This is a genomic window from Variovorax sp. AC194 (genome assembly GCF_979257995.1).
In genome coordinates this window covers 3569065-3585601 of sequence record NZ_OZ409823.1, presented here as the reverse complement: position 1 = coordinate 3585601, position 16537 = coordinate 3569065, and the positions used below count along the sequence as shown (strand labels likewise).

At 68.7% G+C, this 16537-nt stretch carries 14 protein-coding genes; 8 read left to right on the top strand and 6 right to left on the bottom strand.

Annotated elements, in window-relative coordinates; translation table 11 throughout:
• Positions 1-30 precede the first annotated feature (30 nt).
• Together ACZYRS_RS17155 and ACZYRS_RS17150 are read right to left on the bottom strand one after the other, a co-directional pair.
• Complete coding sequence (locus tag ACZYRS_RS17155) at positions 31-3114, bottom strand: FAD-binding and (Fe-S)-binding domain-containing protein (protein WP_463420199.1); 3084 nt, start codon at positions 3112-3114, stop codon at positions 31-33.
• Between the two features lie 7 nt (positions 3115-3121).
• Positions 3122-3817 carry a GntR family transcriptional regulator gene (locus tag ACZYRS_RS17150; RefSeq protein WP_463420198.1) on the bottom strand — a complete coding sequence of 232 codons (696 nt, stop codon included), beginning with the start codon at positions 3815-3817 and terminating at the stop codon, positions 3122-3124.
• A 121-nt stretch (positions 3818-3938) separates the two neighbouring features.
• Between ACZYRS_RS17150 and ACZYRS_RS17145 the strand changes: the two genes are divergently transcribed.
• The 3 genes from ACZYRS_RS17145 to ACZYRS_RS17135 all read left to right on the top strand — a co-directional run bounded on the left by ACZYRS_RS17145 (position 3939) and on the right by ACZYRS_RS17135 (position 7339).
• The gene (locus tag ACZYRS_RS17145) at positions 3939-5183 is read left to right on the top strand and encodes a pyridoxal-phosphate-dependent aminotransferase family protein (RefSeq protein WP_463420197.1); all 1245 of its coding nucleotides are present in this window, start codon (positions 3939-3941) and stop codon (positions 5181-5183) included.
• Positions 5184-5298: 115 nt separating this feature from the next.
• Positions 5299-6276 (top strand): Bug family tripartite tricarboxylate transporter substrate binding protein, encoded by a 978-nt coding sequence (locus ACZYRS_RS17140; RefSeq protein ID WP_463420196.1) that lies wholly within the window; start codon positions 5299-5301, stop codon positions 6274-6276.
• Positions 6277-6577: 301 nt separating this feature from the next.
• Positions 6578-7339, top strand: a complete 762-nt coding sequence (locus tag ACZYRS_RS17135; protein ID WP_463420195.1) for a 2-keto-4-pentenoate hydratase — start codon at positions 6578-6580, stop codon at positions 7337-7339.
• Here ACZYRS_RS17135 and ACZYRS_RS17130 read toward each other — a convergent pair.
• Entirely contained in the window at positions 7288-8250 is a 963-nt protein-coding gene (locus tag ACZYRS_RS17130; protein ID WP_463420194.1) for a LysR family transcriptional regulator, read from the bottom strand. The genes ACZYRS_RS17135 and ACZYRS_RS17130 overlap by 52 nt on opposite strands.
• Before the next feature lie 90 nt (positions 8251-8340).
• On the opposite strand from ACZYRS_RS17130, the gene ACZYRS_RS17125 reads away from it, so the two are divergent.
• Positions 8341-9531: an MFS transporter gene (locus ACZYRS_RS17125; protein WP_463420193.1), complete on the top strand. Its 1191-nt coding sequence runs from the start codon at positions 8341-8343 to the stop codon at positions 9529-9531.
• A gap of 9 nt (positions 9532-9540) precedes the next feature.
• Here ACZYRS_RS17125 and ACZYRS_RS17120 read toward each other — a convergent pair whose 3' ends face one another.
• On the bottom strand, positions 9541-10368 hold the full coding sequence (locus tag ACZYRS_RS17120) for a dienelactone hydrolase family protein (RefSeq protein WP_463420192.1): 828 nt from the start codon (positions 10366-10368) through the stop codon (positions 9541-9543).
• Positions 10369-10470: 102 nt separating this feature from the next.
• Here ACZYRS_RS17120 and ACZYRS_RS17115 point away from each other — a divergent pair, with 102 nt between their 5' ends.
• The 3 genes from ACZYRS_RS17115 (at position 10471) to ACZYRS_RS17105 (ending at position 14066) form a co-directional block, all read left to right on the top strand.
• Positions 10471-11451, top strand: a complete 981-nt coding sequence (locus ACZYRS_RS17115) for a GlxA family transcriptional regulator (RefSeq protein ID WP_463420191.1) — start codon at positions 10471-10473, stop codon at positions 11449-11451.
• A 73-nt stretch (positions 11452-11524) separates the two neighbouring features.
• On the top strand, positions 11525-13435 hold the full coding sequence (locus ACZYRS_RS17110) for an alkaline phosphatase D family protein (protein ID WP_463420190.1): 1911 nt from the start codon (positions 11525-11527) through the stop codon (positions 13433-13435).
• Positions 13436-13541: 106 nt separating this feature from the next.
• The gene (locus ACZYRS_RS17105; protein WP_463420189.1) at positions 13542-14066 is read left to right on the top strand and encodes an N-acetyltransferase family protein; all 525 of its coding nucleotides are present in this window, start codon (positions 13542-13544) and stop codon (positions 14064-14066) included.
• 22 nt (positions 14067-14088) lie between these two features.
• On the opposite strand, the gene ACZYRS_RS17100 is transcribed toward ACZYRS_RS17105, so the two are convergent.
• On the bottom strand, positions 14089-14823 hold the full coding sequence (locus tag ACZYRS_RS17100) for an FMN-dependent NADH-azoreductase (RefSeq protein WP_463420188.1): 735 nt from the start codon (positions 14821-14823) through the stop codon (positions 14089-14091).
• Between the two features lie 118 nt (positions 14824-14941).
• Between ACZYRS_RS17100 and ACZYRS_RS17095 the strand changes: the two genes are divergently transcribed.
• Positions 14942-15868: a LysR substrate-binding domain-containing protein gene (locus tag ACZYRS_RS17095; RefSeq protein ID WP_463420187.1), complete on the top strand. Its 927-nt coding sequence runs from the start codon at positions 14942-14944 to the stop codon at positions 15866-15868.
• Here ACZYRS_RS17095 and ACZYRS_RS17090 read toward each other — a convergent pair whose 3' ends face one another.
• Entirely contained in the window at positions 15869-16531 is a 663-nt protein-coding gene (locus ACZYRS_RS17090) for a TetR/AcrR family transcriptional regulator (protein ID WP_463420186.1), read from the bottom strand.
• Positions 16532-16537 lie beyond the last annotated feature (6 nt).

Genomic DNA, 16537 nt, shown 5'->3' with positions numbered 1-16537 from the left:
CCGCGCGATCCTGCCCGCGGGCCGGCCGGTTTACCGTGTCACGGGATCAGGCTTCAGCAGGTGCCGCGCCAGCAGCACCGCCACGTGCACCGCCTCGCGCTGCGCCCCGTCGCCGATCTGGTGGCGGCAGCTGGTGCCATCGGCCACCACCACCGCATCGGGCTTGGCGCGGATGGCCGGCAGCAGGCTCGCCTCGGCCATCTGCATCGAGACATCGAAGTGGCTCGCCTCGTAGCCGAAGCTGCCGGCCATGCCGCAGCAGGAGCTTTCGATCAGCTCGGGCTCGGCACCGGGAATGAGCTTGAGCACCTCCATGATCGGGCTCACCGCGCCGAAGGCCTTCTGGTGGCAATGGCCGTGCAGGAGGATCGGCGCCGCGGAGGGCTCGAGCGCCAGCGCGAAGCGGCCGGCCTTGATTTCGCGCGCGATGAATTCCTCGAACAGCAGCGCCTGCTTCGCCACGGTCTGCGCCTTCTCGCCGAAGCCCATCACCAGCGTCTCGTCGCGCAGCGTGAGCAGGCATGAAGGCTCCAGGCCGACGATGGGAATGCCGGCTTGCGCGAGCGGCAGCAGCGCATCGATCAATGCTTCGGCACGCACCTTCGCCTCGTCCACCATGCCGCTCGCGAGGAAGGTGCGGCCGCAGCAATGGTGGCCGCCGCCCTTTCCACCACTTTTTTCGACCGTGTGCAGCACATAGCCCGCGGCTTCGAGCACGCGCGCGGCCGCGAATGCGTTCTCGCTCTCGAAGGTGCCGTTGAAGGTGTCGACGAAGAGCACCGCGGCCTTGCCCCCGCGCGCCGCCACCGACAGCACCGAGGCCTGGTCCGCGAAGAGGCCCGGCTCGTTGCCCTTGGCGCGCCAGAAGGTGTCGCTGCGCCATTCGGGCAGCGAACGCTTCGCCGAAAAGCCCAGCAGCTTTTCGCCGAGCCACGCCGCGCCGGGCACGCTGTTGCGCAGGTTCAGGAGCCACGGCATGCGGCTCGCGCGGTACGCGTAGTCGGGCATGTAGGCCACGAGCTTGTCTTTCAGCGTGTGGCCGTGGCGCTTCTTGTAGTGATCGAGAAACTCGATCTTCATCTTCGCCATGTCCACGCCCGTCGGGCAATCGCGCTTGCAGCCCTTGCAGCCGACGCACAGATCCATGGTCTCGTGCATCGCCTCGCTCGTGAAAGCGTCGGCGCCGAGTTGGCCCGAGAGCGCGAGGCGCAGCGTGTTGGCGCGGCCGCGCGTCAAGTGCTGTTCGTCGCGCGTCACGCGGTAGCTGGGGCACATGGTGCCGGCATCGAATTTGCGGCAATGGCCGTTGTTGTTGCACATCTCCACGGCCTTGGCCAGGCCCCCGGTGCTGTCGCCGCCGGTGCCGGGCGCGGTGGTCACCTCGGTCACGGGGTCGGCGTTGACGTTCCAGGCCGACCAGTCGAGCACCGGCTTGAGTTCGATGCGGCGGTAGGGCTTGGGCGCCGTGGGCGGCGCGAAGCGGAACAGCGAGCCGTCGTCCATGCGCGGCGGATCGATGATCTTGCCGGGGTTGAACAGGTCGATCGGGTCGAGCTTGCGCTTGATCGCGCGGAACGCCTCGTTGATGGCCGGCCCGAACTGCCATTCGATCCACTCGCCGCGGCAGAGGCCATCGCCATGCTCGCCGCTGAACGCGCCCTTGTACTTGCGCACCAGCGCGCTGGCCTCCTCGGCGATGGCGCGCATCTTGGCGGCACCGTCGGCCCGCATATCGAGGATCGGCCGCACGTGCAGCGTGCCGACCGACGCGTGCGCGTACCAGGTGCCGCGGCTGCCGTGTCTCGCGAACACTTCGGTCAGCGCGTCGGTGTATTCGGCCAGGTGTTCGAGCGGCACCGCGCAGTCCTCGATGAAGCTCACCGGCTTGCCGTCGCCCTTCAGGCTCATCATGATGTTGAGGCCGGCCTTGCGCACTTCCCACAGGTTCTTCTGGCGTGCGTCGTCGGGCATCTCGACCACGCTGCCGGGCAGGCCCAGGTCGCCCATCAGTTCGACAAGTTGTTTGAGCTGCGGGAGCAATGCGGCCTTGTCGGCGCCAGAGAACTCCACCAGCAGGATCGCCGCGGGCTTGCCGATGAGCGCGGTCTCCACCGTCGGCTTGAAGGCGGGGTTCGCAAGGCTCAGCTCGATCATCGTGCGATCGACCAGTTCCACTGCCGTCGGCCCGAGCTTCACGATGTGCTGCGCCGCATCCATGGCCGCATGGAAGGTCGGGAAGTTCACGATGCCCAGCACCTTTGCGCGCGGCAACGGCGCGAGCTTGAGCTTCAGGCTCTTGGTGTACGCGAGCGTGCCTTCGGAGCCGATGAGCAGGTGCGCGAGGTTCACGCTGCCGTCGGCCGTGTACGGCTTCTCGCTCTGGTTGTCGAAGATGTCCAGGTTGTAGCCGGCCACGCGGCGCATCACCTTGGGCCAGTTCTCCGCCATCGCGTCGCGGTGCTGGCGCGCCAGGCCGCGCACGAACTGCGCGATGCCGGCCGCGCGCACGCCCATCGTGCCCACCGGGCCGAACTCCACCAGCTCGCCGTTCGACAGCCACGCGCTCGCGCCCAGCACGTTGTGCACCATGTTCCCGTAGGCGATGGAGCGGGAACCACAGGAGTTGTTGCCCGCCATGCCGCCCAGCGTGGCCTGTGCGCTGGTCGAGACGTCGACCGGGTACCAGAGCCCGAGCGGCTTGAGCTTCGCGTTCAGGTGATCGAGCACGAGGCCGGGTTCGACAGTCGCCGTGCCCTCCTCTGCATTCACCTCGAGCACGCGGCGGAAATGCTTGCTGTTGTCGATCACCAGCGCCGCGCCCGTGGTCTGGCCGCACTGGCTCGTGCCGCCGCCGCGCGCGAGCACCGGCACCTTCAGGTCGCGCGCGATGTCGATGGCGGTCGCGATGTCCTTGTCGTTGGTCGGCACGAACGCGCCGACCGGCGTGATCTGGTAGATCGACGCATCGGTGGCGTAGCGCCCGCGCGAGCCGTCGTCGAACAGCACCTCGCCTTGCGTCTCGGCGCGCAGCCGGCGCGAGAGCAATTCGCAGGTGTCGTTGGGCGGAAGAACGGTTCCGGCTGGCTGCATGTGGCTGGCGGGATCGATGCGCATAGTGGAGTCAGCTCGCTTTATTGGCTTGGGGATAGATCTCGCCGGCGCGCAAGAGCTCCAGCACGGTGTCGCGCTTGCGCAGCACGTGCGCGATGAGCACCTTGCGCATCGCCTGCGCATCGCGTGCGGCCAGCGCCTGGATCATCTGTTCGTGCTCGTCGACCGCGTGCTTCCACTTGGCCTCGTTCTGGTTGGTGCGAAACCGCAGCGACTGCACGCGCGCGTTGATCGAGCGGTAGGTGCCCGCGAGCACCGGGTTGCCCGCGGCCTCGTTGATGGCCGTGTGGATGCGCGCGTTCAGCCGGTAGTAGCCCGAGAGATCGCGCCGCGAGAAGCAGGCCAGCATCTCGTAGTGCAGCGCGCGCACCTCGGCCAGGGCCTCGTCGGTGATGCGCTTGGCAGCCAGTTCGCCCGACATGCCCTCGAGCATCGCGAGCACCTCGAAGGTGTCGAGCACGTCGGCCTCGGTGAGCTTCACCGCGACCGCGCCGCGGTTGGGCAAGAGGTCCACCAACCCTTCGGCCGCGAGCAGCTTGATGGCTTCGCGCAGCGGCGTGCGCGAGACGCGCAGTTGCAGGCAGAGCTCCCGCTCGTTGAGCTTGGCGCCCGGTGCGATGTGCCCTTCCACCAGCATGGTGCGAAGGCGCGCGGCCACCTGGTCATGCAGCGCGAGCCTGGAGATCTCGATGATTTCAGCGGTCATGGGGTTTCCCTTTGAATGCATTTTGAATGCAAAAAATAGGACCTACAACCCTAACGATTAAGGGTAAACCATCAAACAAAAAAGCATTTTGAATGCAAAACTGAAAGCGAAAGGACAGTCCATGCTGCAACTCGACATCCATCCCACCGGCCGCCATTTCCTCCAGATTCCCGGGCCCAGCCCCGTGCCCGACCGCATCCTGCGGGCCATGAGCCTTCCCACCATCGACCACCGCGGGCCCGAGTTCGGCACGCTCGGTTTGAAGGTGCTCGGCGGCATCAAGCAGATCTTCAAGACGAAGCACCCGGTCGCCATCTACCCCGCCTCGGGCACCGGCGCCTGGGAGGCCGCGCTCGCCAACACGCTGAGCCCGGGCGATCACGTGCTCATGTACGAGACGGGCCACTTCGCCTCGCTCTGGCAGAAGATGGCCACGCGCCTGGGCCTCTCCACCGAATTCCTCGCGCTCTCGGGCACCGACGAGCACCTGCCGAATGCGCCGGGCTGGCGCCGCGGCGTGCAGGCCGAGCTCATCGAGGCGCGCCTTCGCAAGGACACCGAGAAGAAGATCAAGGCCGTGTGCGTGGTGCACAACGAGACCTCCACCGGCGTCACCTCCGACATCGCCGCCGTGCGCAAGGCCATCGACGCGGCCGGCCACCCCGCCCTCCTGATGGTGGACAGCATCTCGGGCCTGGCGAGCGCCGATTTCCGGCACGACGAATGGGGCGTGGACGTGACCATCAGCGGCTCGCAGAAGGGCCTGATGCTGCCGCCGGGCATCAGCTTCAACGCGCTCTCGCCGCGCGCACTCGAAGTCTCGAAGACCGCCAAGCTCCCACGCGCCTTCTGGGCCTGGGACGAGATCGTCGAGATGAACAAGGACGGCTACTGGCCCTACACGCCGAACACCAACCTGCTCTACGGCCTGTCGGAATCGCTCGACATGATCCTCGGCGAGGGCCTGGACAACGTGTTCGCGCGCCACCAGCGCTGGGGCGCCGGCGTGCGCGCCGCGGTCAACGCCTGGGGCCTGCCGATCCAGTGCGCGGACCCGGCCGTCTACTCGCCCGTGCTCACCGGCGTGATCACGCCCGAGGGCGTCGATGCCGATGCGCTGCGCCGCCTGATCCACCAGCGCTTCGACCTCTCGCTCGGCACGGGCCTGGGCAAGCTCAAGGGCCGCATGTTCCGCATGGGCCATCTGGGCGACAGCAACGACCTGACCCTCGTGGCCATGGTCGCGGGCGTCGAGATGGGCATGAAGCTCTCGGGCATCAAGCTCGCGGGCAGTGGCGTGCAGGCGGCGATGGACCATTTCGCCAACCACGCGGCAGCGCCCGTCGGCTTGCAAAAAGCCGCGTAGGCCTGCAGCACACACCGGCCGCAACGCGTCGCTTGAACGACGCGGCGGCCTTTCACCTTGCCGGTCTTCCCAAGCCGGCACGCATCGGACCCCCAACACCACGGAGACAAAGATGATGCAAAGACGTTCCCTCATTCAAGCCGCCGGCGCCGCGGCCGCCGCGCTGGGCGTGCCCCGGCTCTTCGCGCAGGAGTGGCCCACGGGGCCCGTGCGCATCGTGGTGGGTTTCCCACCGGGCGGCGGCACCGATGCGCTCGCGCGCGTGGTCGCGCAGAAGCTCACGATCATGTGGGGCCAGCAGGTCATCGTCGAGAACAAGGGCGGCGTCGCCGGCGTGCTCGCGGCCGACTACGTGGCCCAGCAGCCCAGCGACGGCAGCACGCTGCTGATGGCGCACATCAACAGCCACGCGCTCGCGCCGAGCCTGCAGCCCAAGCTGCGCTACAACGTGGAGCGCGACTTCGTGCCGATCGTGCTCGTGGGCGTCACGCCCAACCTGCTGATCGCGAACCCGGGGCAGAAGGCGCTGAGCGTGAAAGACATCGTCGCTGCCTGCAAGGCCGCACCCGGCACGGTGAGCTTCGGCTCGGCCGGCGCGGGCTCCGCGCAGCACCTGGCGCTGGAGATGTTCAAGCTGCAGGGCGGCGTCGATGCGCTGCACGTGCCGTACAAGGGCAGCGGCCCGTTGCTCGCGGACCTGATGGGCGGACAGATCCAGTACAGCTTCGAGACGATGACCGCCGCCACGCCGCACGTGAAGAACGGCCGCGTGATCGCCGTCGCCCAGACGCGCACCAAGCGCGCCAAAGGCCACCCCAACGTGCCGACGATGCAGGAGCAAGGCTTCGCAGGTTTCGAGGCCACCACCTGGTACGGCCTTGTCGGCCCGGGCAAGCTGCCGCCGGCGATCGCGCAGAAGGTGAATCGCGACGTGAACACCGTGCTCGCGATGCCCGATGTGCAGGAGCGCATGGACACCTATGGCGCCGAAGACGGCGGCGGGTCGCAGGACAAGTTCAAGCAGTTCATCAGCACCGAAATCGCCAAGTGGGCGAAGGTCGTCAAGGACGGCAACGTGCACGTGGAGACCTGAGGTCTCTGTTTCGGGGCGACGATCACGCCGACGGGGTACACGGCGAAGCGAATGTCCCCCGGGCTTCGCCCTCCTCCTTGATTTCGCTGCGCAAGGCACCCCATCGGCGCGCTCGTCTCAGAGCACTTGTTGATCGGCCGCAAACCAGCAGCGTGCTCCAGTGCGAAGGGCATCGGGTGCTCCCCGCAGCGAAATCAGCGAGGAGGCGAAGCCGGGGGACATTCGCGGAGGGGAGTACCCGGTGGCCTTCGCACCCGCCCTGAACAGAGCAACTGACAAAATCCAAAAAATGAACCCACAAATGACCGCCCTCGCCGACGCATTGATCGCCGCACGCCGCAGCAACCGCACCCTCGACGCCGCCCCCTGGACCGATGCGCTGCAAGACGCTGCCCAGGCCTACGAAGTGCAGGACGCCGTGGCCGCCGCACTCGACTGGTTCGGCGACGACGGCGCCGTGCCCGGCCACTGGAAATCCGGCGGCGGCTCGCGCAGTGTGACGCTCACGCATGCGCCGCTGCCACCGGCCGGCGTGCGCCAGAGCCCGGCGAATTTCGACGACCTCGTGTTCCACACGCCGGGCATCGAATCCGAAATCGCGCTGCGGCTCGGCCAGGACGTGACACCCGAGCAGGCCGCCCAACTCGATCACGACAACGCGGCTTCGCTCATCGACGCGATGGCCGTCTCCATCGAGATCGTCGATTCGCGCTGGCAAGACCTCGCCTCCACGCCCGCCCTGCTGCGCCTGGCCGATTCGCAAGTTCATGGCGCACTCGTGCTCGGCGAATGGCAACCGTATGCCGCTGTCGATTGGGCCTCGCAGCGCTGCGAAACACGCATCGGCGGCGCCGAAGTCGTCGTGCGCGAAGGCACCCATCCGCTGGCCGATCCAGCGTGGCTGCTGCCGATCTGGCTGCGCCACATCACGCGCCATGGCCAGACCGCGCGCGCCGGCACGGTCGTCACCACCGGCTCGTGGGTCGGCGTGCTGCCCTGCCGCCGCGGCGATCAGGTGACGGCCGAATTCCCCGGCATCGGCGCGGTCCGCTTGCGCGTGTAGCGCCCGTCTCCCACGCCCGAGCAGGCCACCAGAAAGTCGAGCACAGCCCGCACCCGCGCGGGCAGCGTGCCGGCCTTGCCGATGTACACCGCGTGGATCGGCTCGGCCTCGCCGGGGTTGAACTCCTCCAGCAGCGGCACCAGCCGCCCCGCGTCGATATCGTGCTGGATGTGATACAGCGACAGCCGCGCCACACCCGCCCCCGCAATGGCGAGTTGCCGCAGCGTCTCGCCATCGCCCGCGCGCACCGGGCCCGCCACCGGGATCGAGACCATCCGGCCATCGACGCGCAGCGGCCAGTCGGGCGTGTTGCGCCGATAGCTCCAGCCGAGCCGGTTGTGCGCCTCCAGCTCTTGCGGCGTGTGCGGCGTACCGTATTTCTTGAGGTACGCGGGCGAGGCCACGATGGCCTGGTTCGTTTCGCCCAGGCGCCGCGCCACCAGGTCGGACGCCGGCAGCTGGCCCCAGCGGATCGCGATGTCCGCGCGCTCGTCCATCAGGTCGACGATGCGGTCGGTCAGCGCGATGTCCAGCGTGATCTCCGGATGCATCTCCAGGAGGCGCGGCACCAATGGCACGAGCTTGTGATGCCCGAACGAGACGCTCGCGTTGATGCTCACCCGCCCGCGCGGCGCCGCGCCGGCGGCGGCGCAGCGCTCGGCCTCGTCCATGTCGGCCAGCACGCGGGTGCTGCGCTCGTAGAAATGCAGCCCCTCGGGCGTGAGCTGCAGCTTGCGGGTGGAGCGGTGCACGAGCTGGATGCCCAGCCGCAGTTCGAGCCGCGCCACCAGCTTGCTGATGGCCGAGGGCGTCATGTCCAGCAGGCGCGCCGCCGCGGAGAAACCGCCGGATTCGACCACCTGCACGAAGGCTTCCATTTCACCGGAGCGGTTGACGTCGAGGCGTGGCATGCGGTCCTTTTCTGTGACTTCAGTTCACAAGTGCGTGTAGCGGCGGCATTCTAGTCACAGACCCGGAATGTCTTCACAGTACAGGTCATCATGCCAATCGCTCTACTCGCCCTCACCGCCGGTGCCTTCGGGATCGGCACCACCGAGTTCGTCATCATGGGCCTGCTGATGCAGGTGTCGACGGACCTTCATGTCTCCATCACGATGGCCGGCCTCCTGATCTCGGGCTACGCGCTCGGCGTCGCGGTCGGCGCGCCCGTGCTCACCATCGCCACGCGCAAGCTGCCGCGCAAGACGGTGCTGCTCGCGCTGATGGCGATCTTCACGCTCGGCAACCTGGCCTGCGCGCTGGCGCCCAACTACGAGATGCTGATGGCCGCGCGCGTGGTCACCTCGCTCGCGCACGGCACCTTCTTCGGCGTCGGCTCGGTGGTGGCCACCGGCCTTGTCGCGCCCGAGCGCCGCGCCTCGGCCATCGCGATCATGTTCACCGGCCTCACCGCCGCCACGCTGCTCGGCGTGCCGGCCGGCGCGTGGCTGGGCCTGCAGTTCGGCTGGCGCTCGGCCTTCTGGGCGGTCACGCTGATCGGCGTGCTGGCGCTCGTGGTGCTCGCCGTGTTCGTGCCGCGCGTGAAGGGCGAAGCCAAGCCCGCGCCGCTGCGCGAAGAGCTGGCCGTGCTGGCCCGCCCGCAGGTGCTGCTGGGGCTGGCGATGACGGTGCTGGGCTTTGCCGGCGTGTTCGTGGTGTTCACCTACATCCAGCCGCTGCTCACGCAGATCACCGGGCTTTCGGAATCGGCCGTGTCGCCGATCCTCTTGGTGTTCGGCGGCGGCCTCGCGGTCGGCAACATCCTGGGCGGCAAGCTGGCCGACCGCGCGCCGATGGCCGCGGTGCTCGGCACGCTGGTGGCGCTCGCGGTGGTGCTCGGCGCGATGCAGTTCACCATCGGCACGCCGTTCACCGCGGTGGTCTTCGTCGGGTTGCTGGGCGTGGCCTCGTTCGCCACCGTGGCGCCGATGCAGCTGCGGGTGCTGGAGAAGGCTTCGGGCGCGGGACAGAACCTCGCGTCGAGCCTCAACATCGCGGCCTTCAACCTCGGCAACGCGCTCGGCGCGTGGGTCGGCGGCGTGGTGATCGACCACGGCCCGGGGCTGCGCGCCCTCGGCTGGGTGGCCGCGCTGCTCACGCTCGTGGGCCTGGCGATCGCGCTCTGGAGCCGTTCGCTCGACCGGCGCGAAGCCGGCCGCCCCGTGGCCGATTGCGCTTCGGCGCAGGCCTGATTCCTTCGGTTACTTCGACACCAGCCGGCGCGCGAAAAACGAAAGGATCTCGTCGCGGGCCGCGATCGTCGGCTGGCCCGCCTCGTCGATGAGGTGGGCCGTCACCACGCTGTGCGGGCTCGCGACCACCTGCTCGAAGAACGACGGCAGCGACTGCCGGTTGGCCGCGCTATCGGGCAGCACCCGCGCAACGAAGCGGGTACCGAGCGCTTCGGCATAAGCGGCGAAGCGCTGCGCGGTGCAGAACTTGTCGCCTTCGAAGCGGTAGGCCATGACGGTCAGGTCCTCGCGATCGAGGCGCTGCTTCACCGCGGCGATTTCCTCCGGCGAGATCTCGATGCCGGCCGGATTGTCCAGCGGCAATGCCGGCTGCGACAGCACCGGCGCGAGCACCGAAGGCTCCAGCATCATCGTGAGCGCGAAGTTGCCGGTGAAGCACATGCCGATGGCGCCAACGCCCGGTCCGCCGCACTCCTTGTGTGCCAGCCGGGCGAGCGCACGCAGCCACTGCGTCACCGGGCTGGACTTGTTGCCCGCGAAGGCGCGGAATTCGGCGCTCACGCAGGCATGCTGGAAGACCGCCTTGCCCTCCTCCGCATCCGCCACCGCGCCATCGCGGCCGAAGAGCGACGGCATGTACACGGTGAAGCCCGCATCGCGCACCCAGCGGGCGAAGCGCGCGACATGCGGGCTGATGCCCGGCATCTCTGTCATGACGATCACCGCCGGTCCGGCGCCGGCGATGTAGACCTTCTTCGTCGCGTCGTCCAGCGTGATCTCGCGGCGCTCGAAGTCTTCGAGCGGGTCGGTTTCGTTCAGGTTGCGTGTCGTCGGCATCTTGGCTCCTGCGGGTCTTCGTGTGGATCGGAGCAGCTATTACACGTGGCCAGGCGCTAGACTGACAGTGTCCATTTAGACGTTTATCGAGCGGTTTCAGCCATGCGAGATTTCACCGTCCTCGTGCTCCCCAAAGCCTTCGCCACCAGCGTCTCGATCACCCTGGACGTGCTGGAGGCCGCGGCCGGTCTGGCACCTGCGTTGAAGATGCCCCGGCCGACCTGGCGCGTGGTGTCGCCCGACGGCGGCTTCGTGCCGCTGAGCAGCGGCCTGCAGATCGAGACCGCCGCGATCCCCGTCCGCTCGCGCGCCGACGCCTCGACATGGATCGTCCCGGGCCTCGGCGTGGACCGCCCCGCGGACCTCGCAGTCCGGCTGGCCGACGACTGCGCCACCCGCGCCATCGCCGCCGTGCGACGCCATGCCGCGCGTGGCGGCGCCGTGGCAGCCTCCTGTTCCGCCGTGTTCCTCTTGCAAGCCGCCGGCGTGCTGCAGGACCGGCGCGCCACCACCACCTGGTGGCTCGCGCCGGAACTGCGACGCATCGAGCCGCGCTGCAACGTCGATGCCCACCGCATGGTCTGCGCCGATGGCCCGGTCAGCACGGCCGGCGCTGCGTTCGCCCAGTCGGACCTCATGCTCCACCTGCTGCGCACGCGCTTCGGCGCACCGTTGGCCGATGCCGTCGGCAAGGTGCTGCTGATCGACGGCCGCGAGGCGCAGGCGCCGTTCGTCGTGCCCTCGATGATGGCCAACGGCAGCGAGCTGATCCGGCGGCTCACGCAGCGCATCGAGGCGTCGCTGCCGCGTCCACCGAGCGTCGCGGCCCTGGCCGGCGAGTTCGCGATGTCGCAGCGCACGCTAGCGCGCCACGTGCGCGCCGCGACGGGCCTCGGTCCGCTCGCGCTCGTGCAGAGCGTGCGACTCTCGCGCGCGCGCATGCTGATCGAAACGAGCCGGATGACCATCGACCAGGTGGCCGCGCAAGTCGGGTACGAAGACGCGACAGCCTTGAGGCGGCTCATGCGCAAGGCAGCGGGTGCCACGCCGAGCAAGTTCCGCGTGAACCTGCAGGCAGCCTAGCGGCGGGCCGCGCGTCACACCCGCGTCATGCCTCCTGCATTCAATCCGTCCACCCCACACATGGACGAATGCAATGACCTCCGCCAATTCGCCGCGCCCGCCCGCAGACGACATCGATCCCCGCGAGGCCGCCAACCGCCGTCGGCGTGACTTTCTCGAGTTCCTCGTCAAGTCTTCTTCCAGCGCGATCGCCCTGACCGCCGTGGGCTCGCTGGCCGCGTGCGGCGGCGGTGGCGGCGGCGGCCCGGGCTTCCTGCCCATTCTTCCGCCTGCTCCCGCACCAGCACCGGCGCCCGCACAGGCGCCGGCGCCCGCCGCCTTCGCGTTCGGTGTCGCCAGCGGCGATCCACTGGCAGACCGCGTCATCCTCTGGACCCACGCCAAGGTGCCCGACAGCGAGGCCGACGTTCCCCTCACCTGGGACGTGGCCACCGACGCGGCCTTCGCGCAGATCGTGAGCAAGGGCAGCGTCATCGCGACTGCCTCCGCATCCTTTGCCGCCAAGGTAGACGCCACCGGCCTTGCCGCGGGCAACACCTACTTCTACCGCTTTCGCGACGCGACCGGCGCGACCTCCACCATCGGCACGACGCGCACGCTGCCCGCCGGCGGCGTGGCCTCGGTCAAGTTCGCCGTGTTCTCCTGCGCGCTGTACTCCGAGGGCTACTTCCACGCCTACGACGCGGCCGCCAAGACCGATGCCCAGTACGCCCTGCACCTGGGCGACTACATCTACGAATACGGCTCCGACCCGGCGAAGTACGGCAACAGCAGCATTCCGGGCAACCGCATCGCCAGCCCCGCGAACGACATCGTCACGGCGAACGACTACCGCACGCGCCACGCGCTCTACAAGTCCGACCTCAACCTGCAGGCAGCGCACGCGCGCATGCCGTGGATCACGGTGTGGGACGACCACGAGTTCGCCAACAACAGCTACGTGAACGGCGCCGAGAACCACAACCCCGCCACGCAGGGCGACTGGGTCACGCGCAAGAACATCGCGGCCAAGGTCTATCACGAGTGGATGCCGATCCGCACGCCCGACACCGCCAATCCGCTGAAGATCTACCGCCGCTTCGACTTCGGCAGCATCTTCACGCTGCACATGCTGGACACGCGCATCGAGGGCCGCGATCGCCAGTACGACAACTTCGGCGATGCGGACGGCGGCATCGCGCGCTACCTCGCGGGCCTTGCGCCCTCCGCGGGCGGCGTGCGCCCCGATGCCTCGCGCCAGATGATGAGCGTGGAGCAGCAGAACTGGCTCACCGCCGGCATGAACGCATCGACCGCGACATGGCAGGTGCTGGGCAACCAGACCATCATGGCGCGCATGTGGTTCCCGGCCTCGGTGCTGACGACCTTCACCAGCAACCCGGCCGGCGCACCGGCAGCCATCACCGCGTTCCTCACCGCCAAGGCCACGCTGGCCGCCGCCGGTGCGGGCGCGCTGACGCCGACCCAGGCCGCGCTGCTCAGCACGACGAGCAACCCGCGGCTGCCCTACAACCTCGATTCGTGGGACGGCTATCCCGCCCAGCGCGACGCGATCCTGCAGGCCGTAAAGACGCAGGGCAAGCGGCTGGTCACGCTGTCGGGCGACTCGCACGACGGCTGGTTCGCCAACCTCACCACGCTCGCCAACGAGAAGGTCGGCATCGAGTTCGCGGGCACCTCGGTCACGTCCACGGGCTTCGAGTCGGTCGGGCTGGGCACCGCCGGCAGCTCGATCGACGGCAGCGCCCTGGTGCCGCAACTGGGCAACGCCGCGATCGGCGCCGGCCTGGGCCTGATCGATGACGTGAACTACTGCGACACCTCGCGCCGCGGCTACATGCTCGTGACGTTGACGGCCGCGCAGGTCAAGGCCGAGTACGTGTTCGTCTCGAGCGTGAAAGAGCCTGCGTACACGGCGTCGGTCGGCAAGACCATCACGGTCGCCGCGACGGGCTCGGGCATGGCGGCACCGGTGATCGCCTGAGCGAGGCGGGCGTCGGCCCGCTGTAGCGCACGCTGCAAAGGACGCGCGCGGCCGTCGCGCGCGGACTGCTTCCTGACAGAATCGGGCGCCCGAAGAAAGAGCCGCCGTGGAACGCCCCCTTCCTCCTCCAGTCTCCATCCGTCTCGCGCGCGCAACCGACGCGCACGCCCTGGCCGCCCTGTCGATCCAGGTCTGGCTCGCCACCTACACCGAAGGCGTGAGCGACCTGTTCGCGCGCTATGTGCTGTCGGAGTTCACGCCCGAGAAATTCCTCGCGCTGCTGGATGCGCCCGATGTTTCGCTGCACGTTGCCGAGGTGGACGAACGCCTCGCCGGCTATGCACTCGTGCGCTCCGGCGTGCCGCAGCCGTTGGTGCCTGAAGCCGACTCCGAACTCTGCACGCTGTATGTGCAGGAGCCGTTCACGCGGCGCGGCGTGGGGTCTGCGCTACTGCAGGCGGCACGCGCGGGCAACGATGGGCTGTGGCTGCTGGTCAACGTGCGGAACCTGCGCGCTTGCCGGTTCTACGAGAAGCATGGCTTCGTGGTTCGCGGGAGCGCCGACTTCGTGCTCGGCGAAGGCAGGCACGCGAACCATGTGCTGGGATTGCCGCGCATCGACGCGGCGTGACCAAGCCCCGCCGGGCGGTCGCTCAGGCGGTTACCGTTCGTGGCGAAGCCTGGAAAGAGACCACCGGTTCACGGCCCGGTGCTGTCGTACCGCTGAGTTCGTCCACGAGGCGATCCACAGCCGCCTCGGCCTTGCGCATCGACTGCGCGAGCTGCTCGCCGCCGAATTCGTCGCACTCCACCGCCGCCTCGCGCACGTCGGTGATGCCGATGTAGCCGAACACCGAGCGCACCGTGTCCTCCGCGTGGTTCAGGTGCGCGATGCGCCCGCCCTTGTCGTAGCCATGGTCGCCGCGCGCGCCGAGCAGCACCATGCGCTTGCCGGCGTCCGCGAGCATCGGCCAGTACGGCACCGCGCCGCGCGCACGGTCGAAGCCGAAGGTGCGGCCCACGCGCACGATGTTGTCGATGTAGGCCTTGAACTGCGCGGGGACGCTGAAGTTGTACATCGGCAGGCCCACCACGATCAGGTCGGCGGCCAGGAGCTGATCGACGAGGCGGTCGCTTTCGGCGAGCACGTCGGCCATCCAGGGCTCGCGGTCGGCCGGCGCGGTGAAGGCGGCGTGGATCCAGCGGCTGTCGACAAAGGCGGGCGGGTGCTGGCCGACGTCGAGGTGATCGATGCGGTCGCCGGGCCGCGTCTTGCGCCAGCGTTCGACAAAGCGTGCCGAGAGGCGCCGCGTGTGCGAGCCGTGCGGGTCGGTGCCCGAGATGCCCGGGCGGGCGCTGGCGTCGATGTGAAGCAGGTTGAGGGTCATGGAATTCGCTCCGTGGATGGATGAGTTGATGTACGCTGTGTTGCGCCGTCAGAATGACTGCACAGGCCTCGAATCTAGGGATACGCCCGGCCATTCACAAACGATCATTTCTCCCGTCATGCAAGAGACTGGCTCATCTGTCCGCCCCTCACGCCGCCTGCCGCCCCTGCTCTCGCTGCGGGCTTTCGAGGCGGCGGCCGCACACCTGAGCTTCCAGCGCGCGGCGGCCGAACTCTCGGTCACGCCCTCGGCGATCAGCCACCAGGTGCGAGCGCTCGAAGACACGCTGGGGCAGCCGCTGTTTCGCCGGCTCACGCGGCAGCTCGCGCTGACGCCCGCGGGCCAGCGGCTCTTCGACGATCTGTGCATGGGCTTCGATGCGCTCGAAGCGGGTGTCGAGCGGCTGCGCCGGCCTGCGGCTTCGCAGTCCGTCACGCTCACCACCAACACGGCCTTTGCGGCGCGCTGGGTGCTGCCGCGCATGACGGCCTTTCGCAAGGCCTGCCCCGGCATCGAGCTGCGGCTGCACGCGGGCGACACGGTGGTCGATCTTTCGCGCGGCGATGCGGACATCGCAGTGCGCTCGGGCAGCGGCAACTGGCCGGGGCTGGTATCGAGCGAACTGATGCCCGAGCGCTATGCGCCCTTGTGCAGCCCGATGCTGGGCCTGCGCCGCAAGGGCGATCTGCCCAGGCACCAGTTGATCCATTGCGACTGGCAGCCGAACGCGCTGGCGCCGGCGCTGTGGTCGCGCTGGTTTCGCGAAGCGGGCATCGCACAGCCGCGCGGACGTTCGGCGAAGGCCGCGGGCCTGTCGTTCTCGGACGAGACGCACGCGATGCTCGCCGCGCTGGCGGGCCATGGCGTCGCGCTGCTGAGCCTCACGCTCGCGGCCGAGGAGCTTCGCAGCGGCGCGCTGGTGCGGCCCTTCGGGCCGGCGCTCGATACGGGAAGCTACTTTCTCGCGACCGCGAACGGGCGGGAGAACGAGCCGGCGATCCGGGCGGTGTGGGAGTGGATCGAATCGCAGGCCGCAGCCGAGTGATCAAGCGAGCGGATCGGTGATCTCGCGAAGCGCCATGCGCTTGTAGGCGGCCACCAGCGCCGCGCCTTCGGCCGCCTCGACCGCGATGGCCAGGCGGATCGTCGCCTCGCCCATCTCCCAGATCAGGAAGGCCGCCTGCTCCACCCGTTTGGTGTCGGCACGGCCGCGCACCCTGTGCACCTTGAACATTGCGTCGGCCAGCATCTGCCCGCAGGCACGGCTTTCCGCGATCTGCAGGGCCAGCAACTGCTTGTCGGCCTGCATGCCGCTCCAGATGTCGCGCATGACGGGGCGCTCGTTGACGATCCTGTAGTACACGTCCACCAGCGCGGCGAAGGACGACTGCAGGCTCGCGAGATCGACCACGTCCTTCAGGCCCTCGCGGATGCACTCGCGGCTCGCGGCATTGATGCGCTCGGCCAGCATGCGGATCAGCGCCGCCTTCTCGGGGAAATACTGGTAGAGCGAGCCGATCGAGATGCCGGCCGATGCGGCGACCTCGCTCATCTTGAGCTGGTCGCTGCCGCCGCGCACGATCAGCTCGGCTGCCGCCTCGAGGATGCGCTCCACGCGCGCCTTGCTGCGCTCCTGGATGGGGCTCTTCCTGGCCGAAGGCGCCTCGGCGACGGCAACCTGCGATGGCAAAGGTGCACTGCGTGTCATGGCTTC